Source organism: Cupriavidus sp. GW821-FHT07C08 (genome assembly GCF_059419025.1).
In genome coordinates, this window is sequence record NZ_JBWKQZ010000052.1 from 1 (window position 1) to 21664 (window position 21664).

General features: G+C 68.4%; 18 protein-coding genes. 14 read left to right on the forward strand and 4 right to left on the reverse strand.

The genetic code is table 11. From position 1 onward, the window contains the following. Positions 1–157: 157 nt before the first annotated feature. The gene (locus tag AC07UK_RS37305; protein WP_436221291.1) at positions 158–880 is read right to left on the reverse strand and encodes a hypothetical protein; all 723 of its coding nucleotides are present in this window, start codon (positions 878–880) and stop codon (positions 158–160) included. 223 nt (positions 881–1103) lie between these two features. Here AC07UK_RS37305 and AC07UK_RS37310 point away from each other — a divergent pair, with 223 nt between their 5' ends. Together AC07UK_RS37310 and AC07UK_RS37315 are read left to right on the forward strand one after the other, a co-directional pair. Next, on the forward strand, positions 1104–2267 hold the full coding sequence (locus tag AC07UK_RS37310) for a CaiB/BaiF CoA transferase family protein (RefSeq protein ID WP_436221290.1): 1164 nt from the start codon (positions 1104–1106) through the stop codon (positions 2265–2267). A 253-nt stretch (positions 2268–2520) separates the two neighbouring features. After that, on the forward strand, positions 2521–3489 hold the full coding sequence (locus AC07UK_RS37315) for a Bug family tripartite tricarboxylate transporter substrate binding protein (protein WP_436221289.1): 969 nt from the start codon (positions 2521–2523) through the stop codon (positions 3487–3489). 30 nt (positions 3490–3519) lie between these two features. Here the strand turns inward: AC07UK_RS37315 and AC07UK_RS37320 are convergent, their stop codons facing one another. Then, the gene (locus AC07UK_RS37320; protein WP_494688115.1) at positions 3520–6288 is read right to left on the reverse strand and encodes a winged helix-turn-helix domain-containing protein; all 2769 of its coding nucleotides are present in this window, start codon (positions 6286–6288) and stop codon (positions 3520–3522) included. Positions 6289–6640: 352 nt separating this feature from the next. Here AC07UK_RS37320 and AC07UK_RS37325 point away from each other — a divergent pair, with 352 nt between their 5' ends. The 7 genes from AC07UK_RS37325 (at position 6641) to AC07UK_RS37355 (ending at position 15220) form a co-directional block, all read left to right on the forward strand. Further along, positions 6641–9505: a winged helix-turn-helix domain-containing protein gene (locus AC07UK_RS37325; RefSeq protein ID WP_494688116.1), complete on the forward strand. Its 2865-nt coding sequence runs from the start codon at positions 6641–6643 to the stop codon at positions 9503–9505. A gap of 200 nt (positions 9506–9705) precedes the next feature. Further along, positions 9706–10845, forward strand: coding sequence for an acyl-CoA dehydrogenase family protein (locus tag AC07UK_RS37330; protein ID WP_436221286.1), 1140 nt, complete (start codon positions 9706–9708; stop codon positions 10843–10845). A gap of 38 nt (positions 10846–10883) precedes the next feature. Continuing rightward, complete coding sequence (locus tag AC07UK_RS37335; RefSeq protein WP_436221285.1) at positions 10884–12071, forward strand: lipid-transfer protein; 1188 nt, start codon at positions 10884–10886, stop codon at positions 12069–12071. A 26-nt stretch (positions 12072–12097) separates the two neighbouring features. After that, entirely contained in the window at positions 12098–12538 is a 441-nt protein-coding gene (locus AC07UK_RS37340) for a MaoC family dehydratase N-terminal domain-containing protein (RefSeq protein WP_494688117.1), read from the forward strand. A 13-nt stretch (positions 12539–12551) separates the two neighbouring features. Then, entirely contained in the window at positions 12552–12968 is a 417-nt protein-coding gene (locus AC07UK_RS37345; RefSeq protein WP_436221284.1) for a MaoC family dehydratase, read from the forward strand. A 26-nt stretch (positions 12969–12994) separates the two neighbouring features. Further along, a complete protein-coding gene (locus AC07UK_RS37350) occupies positions 12995–13819 on the forward strand; it encodes an SDR family NAD(P)-dependent oxidoreductase (protein WP_436221283.1) in 825 nt (274 codons plus the stop codon). Positions 13820–14071: 252 nt separating this feature from the next. Further along, positions 14072–15220: a porin gene (locus AC07UK_RS37355; protein WP_436221282.1), complete on the forward strand. Its 1149-nt coding sequence runs from the start codon at positions 14072–14074 to the stop codon at positions 15218–15220. Positions 15221–15270: 50 nt separating this feature from the next. On the opposite strand, the gene AC07UK_RS37360 is transcribed toward AC07UK_RS37355, so the two are convergent. Together AC07UK_RS37360 and AC07UK_RS37365 are read right to left on the reverse strand one after the other, a co-directional pair. Next, positions 15271–16146 carry a pirin family protein gene (locus AC07UK_RS37360; RefSeq protein WP_436221281.1) on the reverse strand — a complete coding sequence of 292 codons (876 nt, stop codon included), beginning with the start codon at positions 16144–16146 and terminating at the stop codon, positions 15271–15273. A 140-nt stretch (positions 16147–16286) separates the two neighbouring features. After that, positions 16287–16865: an acyloxyacyl hydrolase gene (locus AC07UK_RS37365; RefSeq protein ID WP_436221280.1), complete on the reverse strand. Its 579-nt coding sequence runs from the start codon at positions 16863–16865 to the stop codon at positions 16287–16289. Between the two features lie 236 nt (positions 16866–17101). On the opposite strand from AC07UK_RS37365, the gene AC07UK_RS37370 reads away from it, so the two are divergent. From AC07UK_RS37370 to AC07UK_RS37390, 5 genes are all read left to right on the forward strand, one after another. Beyond that, entirely contained in the window at positions 17102–17896 is a 795-nt protein-coding gene (locus AC07UK_RS37370) for a hypothetical protein (RefSeq protein ID WP_494688118.1), read from the forward strand. Then, positions 17893–19287 carry an MFS transporter gene (locus tag AC07UK_RS37375; RefSeq protein ID WP_436221278.1) on the forward strand — a complete coding sequence of 465 codons (1395 nt, stop codon included), beginning with the start codon at positions 17893–17895 and terminating at the stop codon, positions 19285–19287. The genes AC07UK_RS37370 and AC07UK_RS37375 overlap by 4 nt, the downstream gene beginning before the upstream one ends. Before the next feature lie 89 nt (positions 19288–19376). Next, entirely contained in the window at positions 19377–20405 is a 1029-nt protein-coding gene (locus AC07UK_RS37380) for a TGS domain-containing protein (protein WP_436221277.1), read from the forward strand. Positions 20406–20524: 119 nt separating this feature from the next. Continuing rightward, the gene (locus AC07UK_RS37385) at positions 20525–20812 is read left to right on the forward strand and encodes a GYD domain-containing protein (RefSeq protein ID WP_013956269.1); all 288 of its coding nucleotides are present in this window, start codon (positions 20525–20527) and stop codon (positions 20810–20812) included. A 492-nt stretch (positions 20813–21304) separates the two neighbouring features. After that, positions 21305–21598 carry a hypothetical protein gene (locus AC07UK_RS37390; protein WP_436221276.1) on the forward strand — a complete coding sequence of 98 codons (294 nt, stop codon included), beginning with the start codon at positions 21305–21307 and terminating at the stop codon, positions 21596–21598. The last annotated feature ends 66 nt before the right edge of the window (positions 21599–21664 follow it).

Here is a 21664-nt window from a genome sequence, read left to right on the forward strand (position 1 = left end):
GCGGGATTTAACCGATCATGAACAGGAAGCTGAGCACTTGACACGGTCAATACATATCAGTGTCCTGTTCCGCAGATAAAACGGCGCGCCGGTCCGCAAGGTCCGGCGCGCCGTTTCCGTTCTTGCCGGCCATTGCAGCATGGCCGGTGCATCGCTTTCAGGCTGTCAATGCGTCCCTTGCCGGGATGGCGTTGCCGCGCCGGCAGATGGTCCAGGCGGTAAAGGGATCCGCCGCGCTGCGGTGCTGGGTCCAGTGTGTGTTGCAGGTATCGCACTGGTGCTCGCGCGTCTGGCATTGCACGCCCGCGGCCAGGCTGCGCCACTGCATGTCGCCCAGCGGGCGCAACGCACCGTGGCCGTTGGCGCAGCGCGCATCCAGGCGCAGCCGCTCGCAGCGGCGGCACAGCGGCCGCGCCGATGCGGCGGGCAGCACCCGCAGTTGCGCGGCAGCAGGTGGCGCTGGCGCCACCGCGGGCAGCACGGCGGCCTGCGCATCTTCCATCTGCGCGGTCATGCCAACGCGGCTGCGCGTGCGGTGCAGCGCCGTCCAGTACAACGCGCGCACCGCATCGGAGCCGTCGCACATCGCCGCGGCGCGGCAGCGCTCGGCATGCCGGTGCAGCGGCAGGCCGAACTCGGCGGCCGAGGCAAAGCAGATCACTTGCGCGCGTGGCGAGCCGTCTTCGATCCAGCGCTCGAACAACTGCGCCAGCTGTTGGCGGCAGGCATCGTCATCACCGTCTGCCTGGGCGAGCGCGAGACGATGCGCACGCAGGCTCAGCGAGCGCACCTCCTGCCTGAGCTCGCTCAGGACCGGCAACAGGCGCGCGGCCTGCCGTGTCCGCGTTGGCGATGCGATTGCGCGCTGGGTATTGCTCACGTCTGGCTCCGGCTCACTTCGTCTTCCGGCCCGCACTGCGGCCGCATGGTGAACCGATTATAGGAGCGCATTTGTGCACCGCAGGAAGGGTGGGCGGCCTACTACCTGATACGGGTGGGGCTCGGGGATGCCCGCTTTTGGTCTACTTGCAGCCAGTGCAAAAACACTATCAAGGGCATGGGTGCGTCCCATGCAAACAGGACTGGGCAAGAGGAGAACCACCATGGGTGTACTGAGCGGGATCCGCGTACTGGAATTCGAAGCCATCGGGCCAGGCCCGTTCGGCGCCATGCTGCTGGCCGACATGGGCGCCGACGTGCTGCGCGTCGACCGCCCGGCGGCGCCGGCTGACCTGGGGCCCAGGTCGGCCACCGGCAAACGCGTGGATATCACCGGACGCGGCCGCCGCTCGGTCACGTTGGACCTGAAGCAGCCGCAAGCGCAGCGCGCGGCGCTGGCGCTGGTCGAACGCGCCGACGTGGTGATCGAAGGCTTCCGCCCGGGCACCATGGAACGCCTGGGCCTGGGGCCTGACACCGCGCTGGCGCTCAACCCCAGGCTGGTCTATGCGCGCATGACCGGCTGGGGCCAGACCGGCCCGCTGGCCGACCGTGCCGGCCATGACCTGAACTATGTCGCGCTGTCCGGCGTGTTGTCGGGTATCGGCCGTGCCGGGCAGGCACCGGTGCCGCCGCTGAACCTGGTCGGCGACTATGGCGGCGGCGGCATGCTGCTGGCGCTCGGCGTGGTGGCGGCATTGCTCAACGTCCAGCGCGGCGGCAAGGGCCAGGTGGTCGACGCGGCCATGACCGAAGGCGCCGCGCAACTGGGCGCGGTGTTCTGGGGTCTGCTGGCCTCGGGCAACTGGCGCGAAGAGCGCCAGGCCAACGTGCTCGACGGCGGTGCGCCCTGGTATGACAACTACCGCACGCGCGACGGCAAGTACATGTCGATCGGCCCGGTCGAGGGCCGCTTCTACGCCGAGCTGCTGGACAAGCTGGACCTTGCCGGCAAGGACCTGCCGGCCCAGTACGACCGCAACGGCTGGCCCGCGCTGCGCGAGCAGTTCGAGGCCGTCTTCCTGACGCGCACGCGCGATGAATGGTGCGCCGTGTTCGAAGGCAGCGATGCCTGCATCGCACCGGTGCTGGCATTCAGCGAAGCGCCCAACCACCCGCATCACCGCGCACGCGGCAGCTTCGTCGAAGTCGCGGGCGTGGTGCAGCCGGCGCCGGCGCCGCGATTCCTTGGCACACCTTCCGAGATCTCCGGGCCCGCGCCGGCGCGCGGCGAGCATGGCGCCGCCGCGCTGCGCGACTGGGGCTTCGATGCCGATGGCGTGGCCCAACTGCAGGCACAGGGCCTGGGGCTGATGGCAGAGCGCTAAGGCGCACCCGCGCGGCAGGCGCCGCGCCGTACAACCCAATCTCCACCCGGCCGGCATCGTCCGGCCGCGTGCTTTGCTCCGGCCTCGTGCCGGAGCTTTCTTTTTATGGCTGCCCTGCTGCGCGCCACCGCCACCTAGGGCAATCCCGCCCAGCCGATATGGGGGGCATGCAAGGTGCCGGGCATCCTATAACTTCCCACATACAGCTTCCTTGCTGCGCCGCCCCCTACTCCCTTTCCCGAGGTATCACATCATGCGCATGAAGTCCCTGATCGCGATGGCAGCGATGGCGTGGAGCGCCGCCTGCGGTGCCCAGAGCTACCCGTCGCGTCCCATCACCTTCGTTGTCCCGGGCCCGCCCGGCGGCGCCACCGACACCGTGGCACGCGCGCTGGCCGAGGACATGGGCAAGCGTCTCGGGCAAACCATCATCGTCGACAACAAGCCCGGCGGCGCGGGCGTGATCGCCGTGCAGGCCATCACGCGTGCCGCGCCGGACGGCTACACGATCCTGCTCAGCCACTCCTCGCCGCTGATCAACACGCCACACCTGTACCGCAACGTGCCCTACGACGTGCGCCGGGACCTGGCCTTCATCACCGAGGTGTCCGTCGCCAAGATCGTGCTGGTGGTGAGCCGGGACGTGCCGGCAAAGAACATGCAGCAGTTCCTGGACTGGGCCGCGAAGAACAAGGGCAAGGTCAGCTACGGCTCCTATGGCGTCGGCACCTTCCCGCACCTGGTCGGAGCGCACCTGAACCAGGTGCGCGGCCTGGACATGGCGCACGTGGCCTACAAGGGTGAGGCACCGATGGCGCAGGACATGATCGCCGGCAACATCGCCTGGGCGATCGGCTCGATGAGCACGCTCGGCCCCCATATCAAGAGCGGCCGGCTGACCGCCCTCGCCGTGATGGGCGACAAGCGCATCAAGGAGTTGCCCGACGTACCGACCATGGCCGAGGCCGGGCTGAAGCAGCAGGAACTGCGCTCGCCAGCCTGGCTTGGCCTGTTCGCGCGTGCCGGCACGCCGGCGGCGGTCCTGTCCAGGCTTGAGACAGAAGCGCGGGCGTCGATCCAGTCGCCGACCATGCGCGCGCGGCTCGAGGCGCTGGCCATGGATCCGGTGGGTAACTCGCCGGCGGAGTTCCGGCGCGAATTCGACGCGACCGAGCCCGTGGTCGCCCAGATGATCAAGACCAGCGGCGCCACCGCGGAATAAGGCAAGCGCGCAGCCGGCTGGCCAGTGCGGTCAGCCCGGCCGCCGCAACGCACTGCGCGCCACCAGGATGGCATCGTAGCGGCGCGACACGTTGAGCTTGGCGTAGATCTGCCGCAGGTTCCACTTGACGGTGTCGACGCTAAGGTTGAGCACCAGCGCAATGCGCTTGTTCGACATCGCCTGCTCCAGCAGCGCCAGGATCTCGCGCTCGCGCGGGGTCAGCAGCCGGCCCTTGCCGACGTCGGCCGGCGGCAACGCGGCCGGCGCGGCGGCGGGCTCGGGGCTGGGCTCGGCCGGCCCGGGCGGCGGCGCCGGCATTGCGGCGGCCTCGCATAGGCGCGCCAGGTAAGCCACGCGCCCCGCCGTGCCACCGTCCGCCCTGCCAGCCATGCCTGCCAGCAAGCTGAAGATACGTTCGCCTTCATCGAGGAAAGTGCGCACCAACCCCAGCCGCTCGCCCGCCGCCAGCGCAGCTTCAAGATACTGCGCCGCTTCATCGGGACGATAGAGATCGTCGAGCGCGGTGGCCTGCAGCAGGTCGACGGTCACAAGCAGCGGTTCCCGGACCGAAGCCACATACAGGCCACGCACGGTGCCAAGCGCGGCAAGCGCCTGCGCGGGCTCGCCTTGCGCCAGCGCCAGCCGTGCGCGGGCCAGCGCCGCCACAGCCGCGATTTCCTGGGCGCGCGGTGTAGCGCCCGGATCCTGCCAGCTCAGTTCCTCCAGCGAGGCCTGCAGCCGCTGCGCGTGGCGCAAGTCCTTGCCCAGCAGCGCCAGCCGCTGGCGCTCGGCCGCCACGCGCGCCACCCCGCGCGGCAGGCCACGGCGGTGGAACATGGCTTCGGCTTCCACCAGTTCCGCCAGGGCCTCATGGCGCGCGCCGGCCAGCCATTGCAGCCGCGCATGGCACAGCGCCGCTTCGATCAGCACGTCCGGGGTGCCGGTGCGCAGCGTCTGCAGCCGGCCCGCCAGCACTTCGCTGGCTTCGGCGATGCGGTCCTGCTCGTACGGCGCGGCAGCCACCGGCACCGCGCACAGGCTGGCCGCGATCGAGCGGCGCCCATAGGCATGCTGCGCGGCCGCCAGCACGTCCGTGCCGAGCCGCAGCGTCTCGTAAGCATTGCCCTCGATCCAGGCCGTCAGCGCCAGCGTGCCGGCACCCATCAGCGCGATCTCGGTGTCGCCGGGCTGCGCCGCGCAGCGGTACAGCGCACGCGAGCGGGGCTGGCAGCCCAGCAGGGTGCCGTAGCGCAACGCCAGGCTCATGCGGATCTGCTCGAGCGCGGGGTTGCCCAGCGGCCTGCCCTGCAGGCTGTCGAGCAGCGCCCGCACCCGCGGGTGGTCGTCCTGCTGCGCGGCAATGGTCGCGCGCATCACCGTGGCGTGCACGACGGTATCCACGCCGGGCCCGGCGCTGGCTTCCCAGCGCCGGATCCAGTGCTCGGCATGCTGCGGCCGCACCGAAACCACGCACGCCCATGCCGAGGCCAGCAGCAGCGCCGGGTGCAACGCCAGCCGCGCGGGTGCGATGCCGTCGGCCCACTGCAGGAAGTCCCGCAGCGGACTGACGCCGGGCAAGTGGGCCGCGGTGGCCTCCACCAGCGCCAGCACACGGCCAAAGTCGCCGCTGCACAGTGCGTGTCCGATGGCCTCCGCCGGCTTGCCGCAACGGTCCAGCCACGCGGACGCAAGCCCGTGCAGCCGCTGCAGCTCGGGCAGTCCATGCGGCCCGGGGCCCGTGCCGTGCTCCAGGTCATGCAGCAGGTGCGCCCGGAACAACGGGTGGAAGCGGTACCAGCCCTGCCCGTTCCCATCGGCAACCTCAACCGGCTCGGGCGGGGCTGGCTCCAGGAACAGGCCGCGCGCGGCGATCTCGGCAAGGCGCGCCGGCGCCTGCGCGCAGCGGGCAAGCAGCGCGGCCAGCTCGGCATGGATGCGGCGCGGCACCGCGAGACAGCGCATGAAGTCCAGTAACGCCGGCGGCAATCCGGCGGTCACTTCCTCCTGCCAGTAGGCGTGCAGGGCGGCGGATTGCGCATGCGGCCACGCCGGTTCCTGGCCCACGCGCAGCGATGCGGCAACCAGTTCAAGGCCGGCGGGCCAGCCCTCGGTGACTTCCTGCAGCACCACCGCTGTGTCGACCGCGGCTTGCGAACTCTCCCGGCGCGCGGTGCGTCCTTCCACGCGCTGGCCCACGAAGGCCAGCGTTTCGGCAACGCTGAAGGCCAGCTCGGCGCGGCCGGCTTCGGCCAGCTCCCCGCCAGCGCGCAGCCGGCCCAGGGCCAGCCCGGCCTCGCCGCGCGCCGCGGCGACGATATGCAGGTGCGGCAGGCGCGCGCACAGCACGCCCTGCAGGAAGGCCAGCGTGGCCGGGTGCCGCAGGCGGTCGAGCCCGTCCAGCATCAGGTAGACCTCGCCCGGCACGCCGTCCAGCAGCGCGACGAACGCGGGCAGCAACTCGATGGGGTGCGCCGGGTCGTAACCAAACTCCTGGCCGGGCCGGCACACGCGGATGCCGGCCTGCCGCAGGCTGGCGTCGAGGCTGGCGCAGAACTGTCCCAGGTCGTCGTCTTCCGGCGCGAGCGTGAGCCAGGCCACGCGCGCGCCGCCGGCCAGCAGGCGGTGGCGCCACTGCGCCATGACGGTGGTCTTGCCATAGCCGGCAGGCGCAGTCAGCAATACCAGCCGGCCATGCCTGGCGTCGCGCAGGCGCTGCAGCAGGACCTCGCGCGCGATCGAGCGCCGGTTCTGGCGCGGCGGCACGAGGCGGGTCGCGACGGCAGCATGTATGGTTTCCATGGGCGTCCAGTGCGCAATCGAAGCGGGGCAAAGGGACGAAGCGGCGAAGCAACGAAGGGGCGAAGGCGTGCAGGCGTGAAACGGCACGCGCTTCGCCGGCGGGCTTGCCGCTGCGCGAATATAAGGCGACGCCTTGTGACCGGACACCCGGCAAACCCTTCCCCACCTGTTCCGGGTGGCCTGCGGGTGCTGTGCGCGTCTCACCCTGGCCACCCGGACAGCTGGCCAGGCGTGGCTTGGCCGCCGCGCCGCGTCTGCCAGTACAATCGCCACAAAGTGCCGCCTTTACCGCGCATCGCGCTGCCTCACCCGCATTTCCTCCGCACCTCACCTGCACCGTCCAGCCTCGCCCATGCCCCAGACGCCAGCCAATCCGCCAGCCGCACCCCGTAGCCAGCCCGCCGCGCCAGTCTCGCAGCCGTCCCGGCCGGCCTCGCTGCGCAGCGCGGCGCGTGTGGTCGCGCGCGAGCGCCTGCTGGCGCAGCTGACCGAGGCGCGGCGCCGGCGCTGCATCGTGCTGCAGGGCCCGGCCGGCTACGGCAAGACCGCGCTGCTGACCGCATGGCGGCTGGACCTGCTGGCGCTCGGCTTCGACATGGCCGCGCTGACGCTGGAGCCGGCCGACAACGAGCGCCAGCGCTGGCTGGACCGCCTGCTCGGCTGCCTGTCCGAGGTCAGCCCCGCGCTGACGCGCGAAGCCATGGTGCTGGCCGACCGCGGCACGGACGACGAGGCCGTCGAGCGCGCCATCATCGCGCTGGTGCGCGGCATTGCCGCCCACCCGCGCGACGTGACGATGGTGCTCGACGACGTGCACCACCTGACCGCGCCGCGCGTGCTGGAACCGCTGCAGTGGCTGCTCGACTATGCCCCGGCCAATTTCCATGTGGTGCTGGCCTCGCGCGTGGCGCTGCCACTGTCGCTCGGGCGCCTGCGCGACCAGGGCATGCTGCTGGAGCTGGACCAGCGCGACCTGCGCTTCACGCTGGCTGAATCGCAGCATTTCCTGCGCGCCCAGCTGGGCGAGATCAGCCCGCGCGATGCGCGCATGCTGCACGAACTGACCGACGGCTGGGTGGCCGGCCTGCAGCTCTTTGCCGCGCACTGGAAGCGCAAGAAAGCCAACGCCAGCGGCCTCACCTTTGCCACCGGCTTCGTGCAGGCCAGCGTGCAGGATGCCGGCGCCTTCGCCGAGTATTTCGAACGCGAGGTGCTGTCGCGCCTGGCGCCGGATGAGGCCGAGCTGCTGGTGCGCGCCGCCGCGTGCGAACGCTTCACCGCGTCGCTGTGCGAGGCCCTGGGCGAGCAGGCGCTGGGCGAAGGCGAGATCCTGGCGCTGCTGGCACGGCTGGAACAGGAGAATCTCTTCATCACCCCGGCGCAGGGCCCCGAGCGCGAATCCTGGTACCGGCTGCATCCGCTGCTGCGCGAAACCCTGGCCCAGCGTTTCCGCTCGCGCAGCGAGGCCCAGCAGCGCGCCGTGCACGCGGCGGCCTGGCGCTGGTTCCGCGACCATCGCATGCTGGAAGAGGCCGTGCGGCATGCCGTGCTGGCCGGCGATGCCGACACCGCCGCCGACCTGGTGCAGCGCTATGCCGACACCCTGATCATGCGCGGCGAGGTGCGCAAGGCGCTCGGCCTGCTGCGCACCATCCCCGCCGACCAGGTGCAGGCACGCCCTGAACTGCGCCTGCTGGCGCTGCGCACGCAGATGTTCTCGCGCGAGCTGGACGCGTGCGCCGCGGCCGCGGACCGGCTGGAGGCCGACATCCCGCCGGGCGACACCTCGCTGCGCTACCGGCTCGCGCTGCTGCGCTTTTCCCTGGTGCTGCTGCGCGACGACAGCCAGGGCGCGCTGGCGCTGCTGCCGCAGATCGAGAACGTGCCCGCCGACATGCCGGCGCTGTTTGTCGGCTCGCGCAACAACCTGCTGTCGTGGCTCTACATGCACCTGGGCGACTATGAGCGCGCCCGCCGCATCCAGACCGAGGCGCCGCCGCTGGTGATCGACGGCGTGCCGCTGCTGGGCACCGCCAGCGGCATGCTCAACGGGCGCTGCATGATCGGCTTCAGCCATGCGCTGGAAGGCAACATGATCCAGGCCGAGCGCGTCGCCCGCGACGTGCTGCGCGAAGTCGAGCAGGCGAGCCACGGCGGCGCCGGCGCCGAGCCGGAGTACTTTGCCGCGGCCCTGCTGGGCGAGGCGCTGTACGAGCAGAACGACCTGGAGGCCGCGCGCCGGCTCCTGGAAGACCGGGTCGACGTGCTCGAACGGGTATCGATCCCTGACTCGGTGCTGCGGGTGCACACCGTGCTGGCAGCCGCGCACTGGATCTGCGGCCACCGCCTCGATGCCTTCGCGCAGCTGGAACGGCTGGAAGACTACGGCACGCAGTTGCGCCTGGACCGGCTGGTGGCGCAGAGCCTGGCCAACCAGATCCGGCTGCACCTTGCCAGCGGCGACATCGCCGCCGCCGAGGCCGCGCTGGCGCGCCTGGACGCCATTGCCGAGCGCCATCGCAACGCGCCGCGCGGCTCGCTGGACGCCATTCACATGGTGACCGAGCGCGCCCACCTGCTGCTCAGCCTGGCGCATGACGACATGCGCGGGGCCGAGGCCCGCACGGCAGCGCTGATCGCGTACTGCGAGGCGCGCGGCTGGCAACGCCACGTGGCACAGATGCACATGCTGGCGGCCGTGGTGGCATCGCGCCGCGGCGACGCCGAGGCGGCTCGCACGCATGTGCTGGAAAGCTTGCGCCGGGGCCACCGGCTCGGCCTGATGCGCAGCGTGATCGATGCCTGCCCCGGCGCACTCGGCCAGATCGTGCGCGTGGCCGCGGACACCACGCTGGACCCGGTGCTGGCCTTCTATGTCGAACGCCTGCAGGCCGCCGTGCCGCAGCGCGCCGCAGAAGCCGGCGCAGCGGGCGGCACCGCCGCGGCTGCCGCGCCCGCCGGCAGCCCGGCCAGGGCCGACGTGCGCATTGAGGAACTGAGCGACCGCGAAGCCGATGTCGTGCGCCTGCTCGGCCAGGCCCTGCCCAACAAGAAGATCGCGCGTACCCTGGGCCTGTCGCCGGAGACGGTGAAATGGCACTTGCGCAACATCTTCCGCAAGCTCGGCGTCAGCAGCCGCGACGAGGCCGTGGCCCGCGCCCGCGACCGCGAACTGGACCAGGCCGGCGGCGCCCAGCCGCCTGACGCGCCGCACTGACGGCGCGGCCGCCCCGTCTCCCTCCCCGCTCCCCCTCTCCAACGCCGCGCAACCCATGCGCGGCCCCCTCCTTGCTGTCTCCGGCCACCTGACGCGGGTGGTGTTCGCGGCCCCCTCCTCCCCGGTACCTTAGCGCCATACCAGTGGCCGCAAGCCTGGGCCGAGGCAACCTCCCGCAGACCGATATCCGGAGTCACCCAATGGAAATCAACCGCAGCATCTATCGTGACGACCACGAGATGTTCCGCACCACCGTGCGCCGCTTCCTGGAACGCGAATGCCTGCCCAGGCAAGCCGAATGGGACAAGGCCGGCAAGGTCGACCGCGAGACCTGGCTCAAGGCCGGCCGCGAAGGCCTGCTGTGCGTGACGCTGCCGACCGAGTACGGCGGCGGCGGCGGTGACTTCGGCCATTCCGCGATCTATGCCGAAGAGTATGCCCGCGCCGGCCTGAGCGGGGTCGGCTTCGGCGTGCACTCCGACATCATCGCGCCGTATATCGCCCGCATCGGCAACGAGGAACAGAAGCAGCGCTGGCTGCCCAAGGTCTGCTCCGGCGAGAGCATCCTGGCCATCGGCATGACCGAGCCGGGCACCGGCAGCGACCTCAAGGCGATCCGCACCACCGCCATCCGCGATGGCGACGAGTACGTGATCAACGGCAGCAAGACCTTCATCAGCAACGGCCTGAACGCCGACCTGATCATCATGGTCTGCAAGACCGACCCGGCCGCCGGCGCGCGCGGCGTCAGCCTGATCGTGGTCGAAGCCGAGCGCGAGGGCTTCCGCCGCGGCCGCAAGCTGGACAAGGTCGGCCAGCACGCGCAGGACACCGCCGAGCTGTTCTTCGACAACGTGCGCGTGCCAGTGGCCAACCTGCTGGGCGAGGAAGGCAAGGGCTTCGCCTACCTGATGGCCGAGCTGCCGCAGGAGCGCCTGTCGATCGCGGTCAGCGCCGCCGCCAAGCTGGAGGTCTGCCTGGAACACACGCTGGCCTACGTCAAGGACCGCAAGGCCTTCAACCAGACCGTCTGGGACTTCCAGAACACCAAGTTCAAGCTGGCCGACATCAAGACGCAGGCGATCTCGGTGCGGCTGCTGGTCGACCACTACCTCGGCGAGCACATTCGCCGCCGCCTGACGCTGGAAGAAGCGGCCATCGCCAAGCTCCATGCGACCGAAGTGCTGGGCACCGCGCTGGACCAGATGGTGCAGCTGCACGGCGGCTACGGCTACATGATGGAGTACCCGGTGGCGCGCGCCTTTGCCGACATGCGCGTGACCCGCATCTACGGCGGCACCAGCGAAGTGATGCGCGAACTGATCGCGCGCAAGCTGTAAGCACTGACCCCAACGCAAACACTCATCGGAGCACACACATGACTCGCAAGGTTTTCGTCGCCGGCGCCGGCATGATCCCGTTCAAGAAGCCGGGCAGCAGCGACACCTATGACGTGATGGGCGCAACCGCCGTGCGCCAGGCGCTGGAAGACGCCGGCCTCGGCTATGAGGACGTGCAGCAGGCCTACGCCGGCTACGTGTACGGCGACTCGACCTGCGGCCAGAAGGCGCTGTACCAGGTCGGCATGACCGGCATCCCCGTCATCAACGTGAACAACAACTGTGCCACCGGCTCGTCGGCGCTGTTCCTGGCGCGCCAGGCGGTGCAGAGCGGCGCGGTGGACTGCGCGCTCGCAGTCGGCTTCGAGTTCATGCAGCCCGGCGCGCTGAAGTCGCGCTGGGACGACCGCGCCCCGGCGCTGGAGCGCGCCATCGGCCTGGTGGACGAACTGGTCGACCGCAAGGACCTGCCCAATGCCATCCGCCAGTTCTCCGGCGCCGGCAAGGCCCATATGGAAAAGTACGGCACCAAGCTCGAAACCTTCGCCAGGATCCGCGCCAAGGCCAGCCGCCACGCCGCCAACAACCCGCTGGCCGTGTTCCGCAACGTGCTGACCACCGAGGACGTGCTGGCCGCGCCGGCGCTGTGGGAAGGCGTGCTCACGCGCCTGATGGCGTGCCCCCCGACCTGCGGCGCCGCTGCCGCCATCGTGGTGTCGGAGGAATTCGCGCGCAAGAAGGGCCTGAAGACCGACGTGCTGATCGCCGGCCAGTCGCTGACCACCGACCGCCCCAGCACCTACGACGCACGCGACATGATCCGCGTGGTCGGCTTCGACATGACGCGCGAAGGCTCGCAGCAGGTTTATGAGCAGGCTGGCGTCGGCCCGCAGGACATCGACGTGATCGAGCTGCACGACTGCTTCGCGCAGAACGAGCTGCTGACCTATGAGGGCCTCGGCCTGTGCCCGGAAGGCGGCGCCGAGAAGCTGGTCAACGACGGCGACAACACCTACGGCGGCAAGTGGGTGGTCAACCCGTCGGGCGGCCTGCTGTCCAAGGGCCATCCGCTGGGCGCCACCGGCCTGGCGCAATGCTACGAGATGGTCCAGCAGCTGCGCGGCACCGCCGACCAGCGCCAGGTCGAAGGCGCACGCCTGGCCCTGACGCACAACCTCGGCCTGGGCGGCGCCTGCGTGGTCACGCTGTACCAGAAGCACGCCTGAGCACACCCCGACACAGGAGCCCATCCATGATCGACAAGAAACATATCGGCCGGGTGATTGCGGACTTCCGCACCTCCGCGCCGGCCAGCCAGCTGCGCTTTTTCGCCAAGGCCACCGGCCAGACCGACCCGGTCTATACCGACGAGGCCGCCGCGCGCGACGCCGGCCACCCGGGCCTGCCACTGCCGCCGACCTTCCTGTTCTCGCTGGAGCTGACGCAGCCGCCCAGCACCTGGCGCCAGGAACTCGGCATCCGGCCGGACCGCATCCTGCACGGCGAGCAGTCCTTCGACTACCACCGCATGGCCTATGCGGGCGACACGCTGCACTTCAAGACCACCATCACCGACATCTACGACAAGAAGGGTGGCGCGCTGGAGTTCGTGGTGCGCGAGACGCGCGTCGCCAACCAGGACGGCGAGCACGTGGCGGACCTGCGCAGCGTGCTGGTGCATCGCAACTGCTGAACCGGAGAACCCCATGAGCAAACTGAGCTTCGACCAGGTCAAGGTGGGCGACACCCTGCCGCCGCTGACGCTGGAACCGATCAATCGCACCACGCTGGCGCTGTTTGCCGGCGCCTCGAACGATCACAACGCCATCCACATCGACACCGACTACGCGCGCAAGGCCGGCATGCCCGACGTGTTTGCCCACGGCATGCTGTCGATGGCCTACCTGGGCCGCCTGCTGACGCAGTGGGTGGACCAGCGCCAGCTGCGCCAGTTCGGCGTGCGCTTTGTCGGCATCACGCACCTGGGCCATCGCATCACCTGCACCGGCCGCGTGGTGGAGAAGCTGGAAGTCGACGGCGAGAAACGCGTCAGGCTGGAAATCCAGACCGCCAACCAGTATGGCGAAAGCAAGATCCTCGGCGACGCCGTCGTTGCCCTGTAAATCCAATCAAGCACAAGGAGTCTGAAATGGGAGCACTTGAAGGCAAGGTGGCACTGGTCACCGGTTCGGGCCGTGGCATCGGCAACGCCATCGCCATGCGTCTGGCACGCGAAGGTGCGCGCCTGGTCATCAATGACCTGGACGCCGAGCCGGCGCAACAGACCGTCGAAGAACTGAAGGCAATGGGCGTCGAAGCCGTGGCCTGCGTGGGCAACGTGTCCGCACCGGACTTTGCCGACCGCTTCATCAGCACGGCGATGAGCAATTTCAAAAGCATCGACATCATCGTCAACAACGCCGGCTTTACCTGGGACGACGTGGTGCAGAAAATGAGCGACGAGCAGTGGTACGCCATCCTGGACTGCCACATGACCGCACCGTTCCGCATCCTGCGCGCCGCCTACCCGCACATCAAGGCACTGGCCGCCGCCGACAAGGAAGCCGGCCGCGAGGTGTACCGCAAGATCGTCAATATCTCGTCGACCTCGGGCCTGAACGGCAATGCCGGCCAGATCAACTACTCCGGCGCCAAGGCCGGCGTGATCGGCATGACCCGCGCCATGGCGCGCGAGTGGGGCCGCTTCAATGTCAACGTGAATGCGGTGGCGTTCGGCCTGATCCACACCCGCATGACCTCGGCCGACGCCAAGGCCGGCGCCACGGTCAACATCGAAGGCCGTGAAATCCGCGTTGGGCTGAATCCGGAGATGCTGAAGTCGCACGCCCAGCGCAATCCGCTTGGCCGCGGGGGCACCCCGGAAGAAGCCGCGGGCGGCGTGTACCTGTTCTGCTCGCCGGATTCCAACTACATCACCGGCCAGGTGATCGCGGTCGCAGGCAACGTGCAGTAAATCCAGCCGCACCGAAGCGGGGGCTCGCATTGGCGAGCCCCCGTTTTCTTTTGTGCTTCGCCAACCGCCTCCCCACCTCAAGTCAATAGGGACTCTCCTCCTGCCATCAACCGTGCGGCATGGCAACACCCGGACCCCGATTCACTCCTTTTAGGAGGGGGCCTGACACCACGCACAAAGGTCTAATGGAACAGAGCCGGGCGCAGCAACCGGCCAGCGCCTTCCATAAAAACCGACAGGAGACGACTTAGCATGAAGAAATCGCTTATCACGCTGGCTGTACTGGGCGCGGCCGCAGGCAGCGCCAATGCACAGTCCGGCGTGACGCTGTATGGGGTCATCGACGGATCGATCGAGTATGTCAACCGCGTGGCCACCTCCGCCGCCACGCCCACGCAGGGCGGCAAGCGCATCGGCATGCCGCAGGTGGGCGGCCTGTCCGCCTCGCGCTGGGGCCTGCGCGGCGTGGAAGACCTTGGTGCTGGCAACCAGGCGCTGTTCGTGCTGGAAAGCGGCTTCCAGTGGGACAGCGGCAACCTGCAGAGCGCGCCGCTGTTCAATCGACAGTCCTATGTCGGGCTGCAGAACAAGAGCATCGGCAAGCTCACCTTCGGGCGCCAGTACACGTCGTTCTTCGACGGCATGGCCAACTTCGCGCCGATGCGCTTTGCCGCCACCTATGAGCCGGGCATCTGGTGGATGGGCCTGAACTACCGCGAAGACAACATGGTCAAGTACACCGGCCAGTTCGGTCCGCTGCAGGCGGTGGCGCACTTCTCGTTCGGCGCCGGCGTGGCGGTGCAGAATGCCGCCATCCTGCTGGCCAACGGCGGCGCGGGCGAGGTGCCGGGGCACTTCAGCGACAACATCGCCTATGGCGGCTCGCTGATGTACCTGAACAGCAGCGGCTTCGGCGCCTCGATCGGTGCCGACGTCTGGCGCCCCGCCGCGGTCACCGGCCAGCCCGGCACCATGACCAAGCTGGGCGCGGCCGCGCTGTACAACACCGGCCCATTCAAGTTCACGCTCGGTTACCGCTACAACAAGGCAGAGTTCGCCAGCGGCGACACGCTGCTGCGCGACGACTACTGGTGGGCTGGCGTCAACTACCAGGCCACGCCCGCGCTGGGCCTGTCACTGGCCTACTACTACGCCGACGTGAAGGGCGCACGCGCCACCGCCACGGCCGCCGAAACCAACCCGTCCAACATGCAGCAGGTCAGCTTTATCGCCGACTACAACTTCAGCAAGCGCACCGACATGTACCTGTCCGCCGGCTATGCGCGCAACGGCGGCCTGAGCTTCGACGGCGCGGCCACCGCCTTTGCCTTCAAGTACCCGACCATGGCCGGGCAAAAGAGCATGGTGGGCGTGACCGTGGGGATCCGGCAGATCTTCTGATGCCGGAGCGGGGCGAGCCGCAAGGCTCGCCCCGTTGCCGCAGCAGGCGCCTACCGGCCGCCCGCCGCGATGCTGCCGAAGTGGCCGCTGCTGAAGTCGCGGAAGGCGTCGGCGATCTGCTCTTCGGTGTTCATCACGAACGGGCCATGGCCGACGATCGGCTCGTCGATCGGCTCGCCGCTGAGCAGCAGCACCACCGCGTCGGTGCTGGCTTCGATGTTCACATCCTCGCCGGCACCGTCCAGCACCACCATCTCGGCATCCCGCACCGTCGCCTCCGCGTTGACCGTGATCTTGCCGCGCAGCACCACCAGCGCGGTATGCCAGCCCTCCGGCAGCGCCAGCCGCGTGCTGGCACCCTGGTTCAGGCGCATATCCCACACATGCATCGGCGTGAAGGTGCGCGCCGGACCGGCCTTGCCCGCGTACTCGCCGGCGATCACGCGCACCGTGCCGGCGCCATCGGGCATCGGCACCACCGGGATATCGCGGTCGACGATGGCCTGGTAGCCGGGCGTGGTCATCTTGTCGCGCGCCGGCAGGTTGACCCACAGCTGCACCATTTCCAGCGCGCCGCCGCTTTGCGTAAAGGCCGGCGAGTGGAATTCCTCATGCAGGATGCCGGCGCCCGCCGTCATCCACTGCACGTCGCCGGGGCCGATCACGCCGCCCTGCCCGGTCGAGTCGCGATGCGCGACCTCGCCCTTGTAGACGATGGTCACGGTCTCGAAACCGCGGTGCGGATGCTGGCCAACCCCGCGTGGGCGCTGTGTCGGCGTGAAGTCGGCCGGCCCGGCGTAGTCCAGCAGCAGAAACGGGCTCAGCTGCTTGCCGTGGCTCATGTACGAAAACATCGAGCGCACCGGAAAACCATCTCCGACCCAGTGCTGACGCGGTGCGCTGTAGACGCCCAGAATGCGCTTCATGTCTGTTCTCCGAGTATGCCGGCCGATAGTGACAGGCAATGATCCATGGACCAATGATAGGTGTTGGGGCCGATGCGCGGTAGACCGTGGGATTGCGATGCAGTGTCCTGCGGCTGGAACGATGCCCGGCCGCCACCCCGTCAGAAGCGGTAGCGCACGTAGCCCATGCTGAAGTTGGTGCCGGGATTGGGCTGCTTGATGCCGGCATTGGACAGGTGCTGGAAGCGGTAGCCGATGGCAAGCCGCTGCGCCTTGCCGAAGGCAATGCCTACGCCGGCCATGTCAGAGAACTGGAAAGCCGAGCCCATGCGATGGCCATCGGCGATCTCGGTATGGCTGAGCACGCGCAAACCCACGGAGGCTTCAACAAACGGCGTCGCGTATTCGCCCGCATAGCTGAGGCGGAAGATCGGTGACACGCCGAACTCCGTCAACTGGCTCGACGGCCGGGGCGACAGCGCCCGCCAGTTCGCGAGATTGACCTCGCCGTCCAGGGACAGCGCCAAGCGGCTGGACAGCTGCCACTGCACGATATCGTCCCAGCGCGCGGCCACTTCGTATTTCTCAACGCCGTGGCCGTTGTCGCGGCCATAGCCGCCCTGCATCGAGAAGGTTGCCGCGTCGGCGGCGGCAGGCAGCGCGCACAGGCAGGCCGCAAAGGGAACGACGGCAGCAAGGTGCGCCAGCCGGCTTGATGAGGTTGCTTTCTTCACTGACATCCGTGGGTTTCGGGCAGTGGCGACGTGTATCGCGGCGCTGCCACTTTGTTTTGATCACGGCGCTCGAAGATAGCAGCCCTTCAGATTTGCGGAAGCCTGCCGGAAGCGAACACAGCGTTCCAATGCCGGAACAATGCGGCGTCACGGCCAAAGCATTGGCAAAGCAACAGACAATTGTCGAAACTTGGTAGTACGCGGCTATCAAGGGGGCCGTCCACAAGCGGAAGGAGGCCATCATGCGCGCCTGCCGACAAGCCCGCCCTGCCGCCAGGGCCGCAGCAGTCTGGCTGCTGGTGGCGGCCATGGCCACCGCGGCCTGGCTGCTGCCGCGCATCGCGCAGCCGCCGCAATACCATCGCTATGCCGACCCTTACGTCTGCTTCGGCACGCCCCACTGCCTCGACATCGGCTCCAATCTGCTGTTCCTGCTCGCGGGCGCGGCCGGCCTGCGCTATCTGGGCACCACGGCTGCCAGCCGCGCCTTCATCGCGCCAACCGAGGCCTGGCCTTACCGGCTGCTTTTCTTTGCCGTCTTCCTGGTTGGCCTGGGCTCCGCCTATTACCACCTTGCACCGGACAACCAGCGGCTGGTGTGGGACAGGGCCCCGCTGGCGTTCGCGCTGATGTCCTGGCTGGGCGCCAACCTGTGCGAGCGGGTCAGCCTGAAGGCCGGCTTGCGCCTGCTGCCGCTGCTGCTGTTCGCGGGGCCGGCCAGCGTCGGCTACTGGGCATGGAGCGAAGCCCGAGGCATCGGAGACCTGCGCCCTTATCTCCTGGTCCAGGCGTGGGCCATGCTGGTGGTGCCACTGCTGCTCTGCCTCTATGCGCCGCGCTACACTGGCGACCGGGATGTGCTGGCCATCACCGGCTGCTATGTGCTGGCCCTGGCTTGCGATGTGCTGGATCACCAGATCGTCGCGCTCACCGGGCTGGTCAGCGGGCACACGCTCAAGCACGTGTTCGCGGCGCTGGCCGTCTATGGCGTCCTGCTTCGGCTGAAGCGGCGCCGCATCGTGGAGAAAGGAACATGACCGTGCCCCAAGCGGGTGGCCACACTCGCGCGCCCCGCGTGCCCTCTGCCCTGGGCGTCGACGTACGGCCGCGCGAAGTGTGGGCATGGGCCATGTACGACTTTGCCAATTCGGGCTACACCACGGTGGTCATCACCGCGCTGTTCAATGCCTACTTCGTCGCCGTGGTGGCCGGCAACGCACCCTGGGCCACGCTGGCGTGGACCGCGGCACTTTCCTTCTCCTATGCGCTGGTGGTGCTCAGCGCGCCGCTGGTCGGCGCCTACGCCGACCTGCGCGCAGCCAAGAAGCCACTGCTTGCGGTGACGACGGCGGGTTGCGTGGTGTTCACCGCCCTGCTCTATTTTGCGCAGCCCGGCACCCTTGGCATCGCCATCCTGTGCGTGGTCCTGTCCAACTTCTTCTTCGGCAGCGGCGAAAACCTGATCGCCGCCTTCCTGCCGTCGCTCTCCACCACCCGAGCCCTGGGCAGGGTATCGGGCTGGGGCTGGAGCCTTGGCTATATCGGCGGGCTGGTCACGCTGGGCGCATGCCTGCTCTATGTCAACTGGGCCACCGCACGCGGCCACGTCGCCAGCCAGTTCGTTCCCGTCACCATGCTGATCACGGCAGCCATCTTTGCCCTGGCGAGCCTGCCGACCTTCCTGCTGCTGCGCGACCGCGGCGCGCCACAGGTCGCCGCGGCCGCGCCGGCTGGCGAACGGGCCATCGGCACGGCCTGGGCCAGGGTATGGCAACGCCTGGGCCAGCTGCGCCAGTTCAAGGACCTGCGCCGCTTCCTGCTGTGCACCCTGTTCTACCAGGCCGGCATCCAGGCTGTGATCACGCTGACCGCCATCTACGCCAACCAGGCCATGGGCTTCACCATGCAGCAGACCCTGACCCTGGTGCTGGTGGTCAATCTGACAGCGGCGGCCGGCGCCTTCCTGTTCGGCCATGTGCAGGACCGCATCGGCCACGTGCGCGCCATTGCCCTGACGCTGCTGGGCTGGATCCTGACCATCCTGCTGGCGCGCGCCGCGCGCGAAGCGCCGCTGTTCTGGCTTGCCGCCAACGTGGCCGGCCTGTGCCTGGGCGCCGCCCAGTCCGCCGGACGGGCCATGGTGGGGCTGCTCGCTCCGCCATCGCGCGCGGCCGAGTTCTTCGGGCTCTGGGGCCTGGCGGTCAAGCTGGCCTCGATCGCCGGGCCACTGACCTATGGCATGGCAAGCTGGCTGACGGGCGGCGATCACCGGCAGGCGCTGCTGGTCACCGGCAGCTACTTCGTGGTCGGGCTGGGCCTGCTGTGCGGCGTCAACACCGTGCGGGGCCGGCGGGCTGCCTTGCGCGCAGAGCGAAAGGTCGGGCTGGAGACCGGGTACGGCGCCGCTGCCGGCCCCGCTTGCCATTAGCAGCGCGGACGACAGGCTAGAATGAAACTGCTCTTTGGCGATTGGATCGCTGTTTCGGCTTCCGGACGCTGAAACTCTGGCGACAGCCCATGCCAGCAAACCTCACTCCAGAGTACAAGCAGGCCGAACAAGCCTATCGGCAGGCACGCCAGCCGCGCGAGCAGCTCGAATGCCTGAAGGAGATGCTCCGTGTCATCCCGAAACACAAGGGCACGGAGCATCTGCAGGCCGATATCAAGTCGCGGATCAGGGAACTCACCCAGGCATCTGCGGGCCACGGGAAGGCCGCTCACAGAGGGCCGGCACATGCGGTGCATCCTGAAGGTGCGGCCCAGCTCTGTCTGATCGGCCCGCCCGGTGCGGGAAAATCCAGCCTGCACGCAAGGCTGACAGGATCGGGCAGCGAGGTTGGGCCCTACCCCCATCCTACGCAGGTGCCGGTCCCCGCCATGTTGGCGTTCGACGACATTGCTTTTCAGCTGGTGGATCTGCCACCTGTCTGCGTCGAATTCATGCACCCCGGGCTCACTGACATATTGCGGGCGACAGACGGCGTACTGCTCGTGGTCGATCTGAGCGCGCCAGACTGTACAGAACAGTTGGCGCTGATTCTGCGGCGGCTTGCCGAGGCGAAGATCATCCTGTCGGAGCGCTGGCCAGATCAGGCCGACAGCCCTGGGGCGACGGCGGAAGCGGCGGCTGACCCGTTCAGTGTTCACCTCCCTGCGCTGCTGCTGGCCAACAAGACTGATCTCGCCAACCCGGAAGACGCGGCCGTGCTGGAAGACCTGCTCGGTGTACGTTTTCCGGCGCTAGCAACCTCGGCAACCGACGGGCGCGGACTGGCCGAAGTCGGACCGTTCCTTTTCAGGGCTCTGGGCATCGTGCGTGTCTACACCAAGGCACCCGGGAAGCCCGTCGACCAGCGTCGGCCTTTTACGATGCGACGCGGCGACACCGTGCTGGATGTCGCCTTGCAGGTGCACCCTGATCTCGCGCGTACGTTCAAGTTCGCCCGCCTTTGGGGGAGTGGCAAGTTCAGCGGCCAGCAGGTGGGCGCCGATCATCCGGTAGCCGATCGGGACGTGGTGGAACTGCATTCGCAAGCACATGATTGATCCAAGCCATCGTCGCAGCAGGCGAGCGCCGATGACATAGACTGAAAGACCTGCGGCCGGTTGTTCCCGCATGACTGCCGTGCCGTTTTGCGGAGCAATTTCTTGCACGGAGGTATGCCATGACTACATACGTCATCCTCAGCCGTCTCGCTCCTGACGCGTTCACGGACCCCAGGGACATGAAGAAACTCGCCGCCACGGTGGCCGAGAAAATCAAGGCCGAATGCCCTGCCGTCACCTGGAAGGACAGTTATCTGACACTCGGGCGCTTTGACGTCGTGGACATTGTCGAGACGGACGACCTGAAGCAACTCGAGCGGGCGGCGTTGATCATCCGGGGCTATGGACACGCCGCGACCGAGACGCTGCAAGCGACGCCGTGGGACAAGTTCATCGCGGCCCTGTAGCGCAGACCGATGGATCAGGCTGCTCGCGCGGCGGCACAGCCAGATTCAGGTTGACCTGAGCGTCGGCTGCCCTATACTCGAAGTGCTGACTGAGACACGCTTGAGTAAAGCGAAGGTAGGTCAGCGAAACGATCATGTTTCCTGGATGATCTGCCAGATGAAGCGTGATCGTGCAGGCCACATATGCCTGCAGGTCCGGACCGGATCATAAGTTGCTGACCCGGTTCGGACGCACCCCGATCGTTGGAAGCGCTGAGCACCTGTAGAAGGTGCTCTTTTTATTTGCGGCGCACAGGGCGACGTTGACCACTCGCCTCGCGGGCGCCGCTGGTGACATGCAGCTGGCACTGTAACTTGCATTGCCCCGGGCAGCTTTTTTTGCCACAGTCGCCTTAACCGATCGCAGTCCCTGGTCGGCAAACCGTCCGGCAATGCAAAAGTGGACGGATCGGATCAGAGCCGTACCGGCTCCGAACTGAAACAAGGAGTCGCATGCGCGCTCGCTCACGCCCTCCGAACGCCGGCTACCGCTGGCTGTGGCAGCTGTCTGCAGCCGGCTGGGGGCACTGCGGCCTGGCCTATGTCAGCGGCGCGCTGCTTGCACCGCGCTGGTGGCCCGCAAGGGAAGCCATGCCCGTGCGGGACCGGTATTCTTCGCGGCGCACGGCGCTGGTGCTGTACACCTTCGCCTATCGTGGCGGTGGGGCACCCCCCGGCACCATGCCACCGCGCGATGGCTTTACCTGGCGATACCAGTACTGGTCACAAGGGGTTGGAGTGGCCTGATGCCGGAAACCCGCCACGCGCTTGCCGGGCGCCCTGTTCTGCGCCACAGTTGTCCCACCGGCCCAG

Coding starts and splice junctions, on each gene's coding strand:
- AC07UK_RS37310 (WP_436221290.1), top strand. CDS start 1,104: ATGGGTGTACTGAGCGGGATCCGCGTACTGGAATTCGAAGCCATCGGG.
- AC07UK_RS37315 (WP_436221289.1), top strand. CDS start 2,521: ATGCGCATGAAGTCCCTGATCGCGATGGCAGCGATGGCGTGGAGCGCC.
- AC07UK_RS37320 (WP_494688115.1), bottom strand. CDS start 6,288: ATGGAAACCATACATGCTGCCGTCGCGACCCGCCTCGTGCCGCCGCGC.
- AC07UK_RS37325 (WP_494688116.1), top strand. CDS start 6,641: ATGCCCCAGACGCCAGCCAATCCGCCAGCCGCACCCCGTAGCCAGCCC.
- AC07UK_RS37330 (WP_436221286.1), top strand. CDS start 9,706: ATGGAAATCAACCGCAGCATCTATCGTGACGACCACGAGATGTTCCGC.
- AC07UK_RS37335 (WP_436221285.1), top strand. CDS start 10,884: ATGACTCGCAAGGTTTTCGTCGCCGGCGCCGGCATGATCCCGTTCAAG.
- AC07UK_RS37340 (WP_494688117.1), top strand. CDS start 12,098: ATGATCGACAAGAAACATATCGGCCGGGTGATTGCGGACTTCCGCACC.
- AC07UK_RS37345 (WP_436221284.1), top strand. CDS start 12,552: ATGAGCAAACTGAGCTTCGACCAGGTCAAGGTGGGCGACACCCTGCCG.
- AC07UK_RS37350 (WP_436221283.1), top strand. CDS start 12,995: ATGGGAGCACTTGAAGGCAAGGTGGCACTGGTCACCGGTTCGGGCCGT.
- AC07UK_RS37355 (WP_436221282.1), top strand. CDS start 14,072: ATGAAGAAATCGCTTATCACGCTGGCTGTACTGGGCGCGGCCGCAGGC.
- AC07UK_RS37360 (WP_436221281.1), bottom strand. CDS start 16,146: ATGAAGCGCATTCTGGGCGTCTACAGCGCACCGCGTCAGCACTGGGTC.
- AC07UK_RS37365 (WP_436221280.1), bottom strand. CDS start 16,865: ATGTCAGTGAAGAAAGCAACCTCATCAAGCCGGCTGGCGCACCTTGCT.
- AC07UK_RS37370 (WP_494688118.1), top strand. CDS start 17,102: ATGCGCGCCTGCCGACAAGCCCGCCCTGCCGCCAGGGCCGCAGCAGTC.
- AC07UK_RS37375 (WP_436221278.1), top strand. CDS start 17,893: ATGACCGTGCCCCAAGCGGGTGGCCACACTCGCGCGCCCCGCGTGCCC.
- AC07UK_RS37380 (WP_436221277.1), top strand. CDS start 19,377: ATGCCAGCAAACCTCACTCCAGAGTACAAGCAGGCCGAACAAGCCTAT.
- AC07UK_RS37385 (WP_013956269.1), top strand. CDS start 20,525: ATGACTACATACGTCATCCTCAGCCGTCTCGCTCCTGACGCGTTCACG.
- AC07UK_RS37390 (WP_436221276.1), top strand. CDS start 21,305: ATGCGCGCTCGCTCACGCCCTCCGAACGCCGGCTACCGCTGGCTGTGG.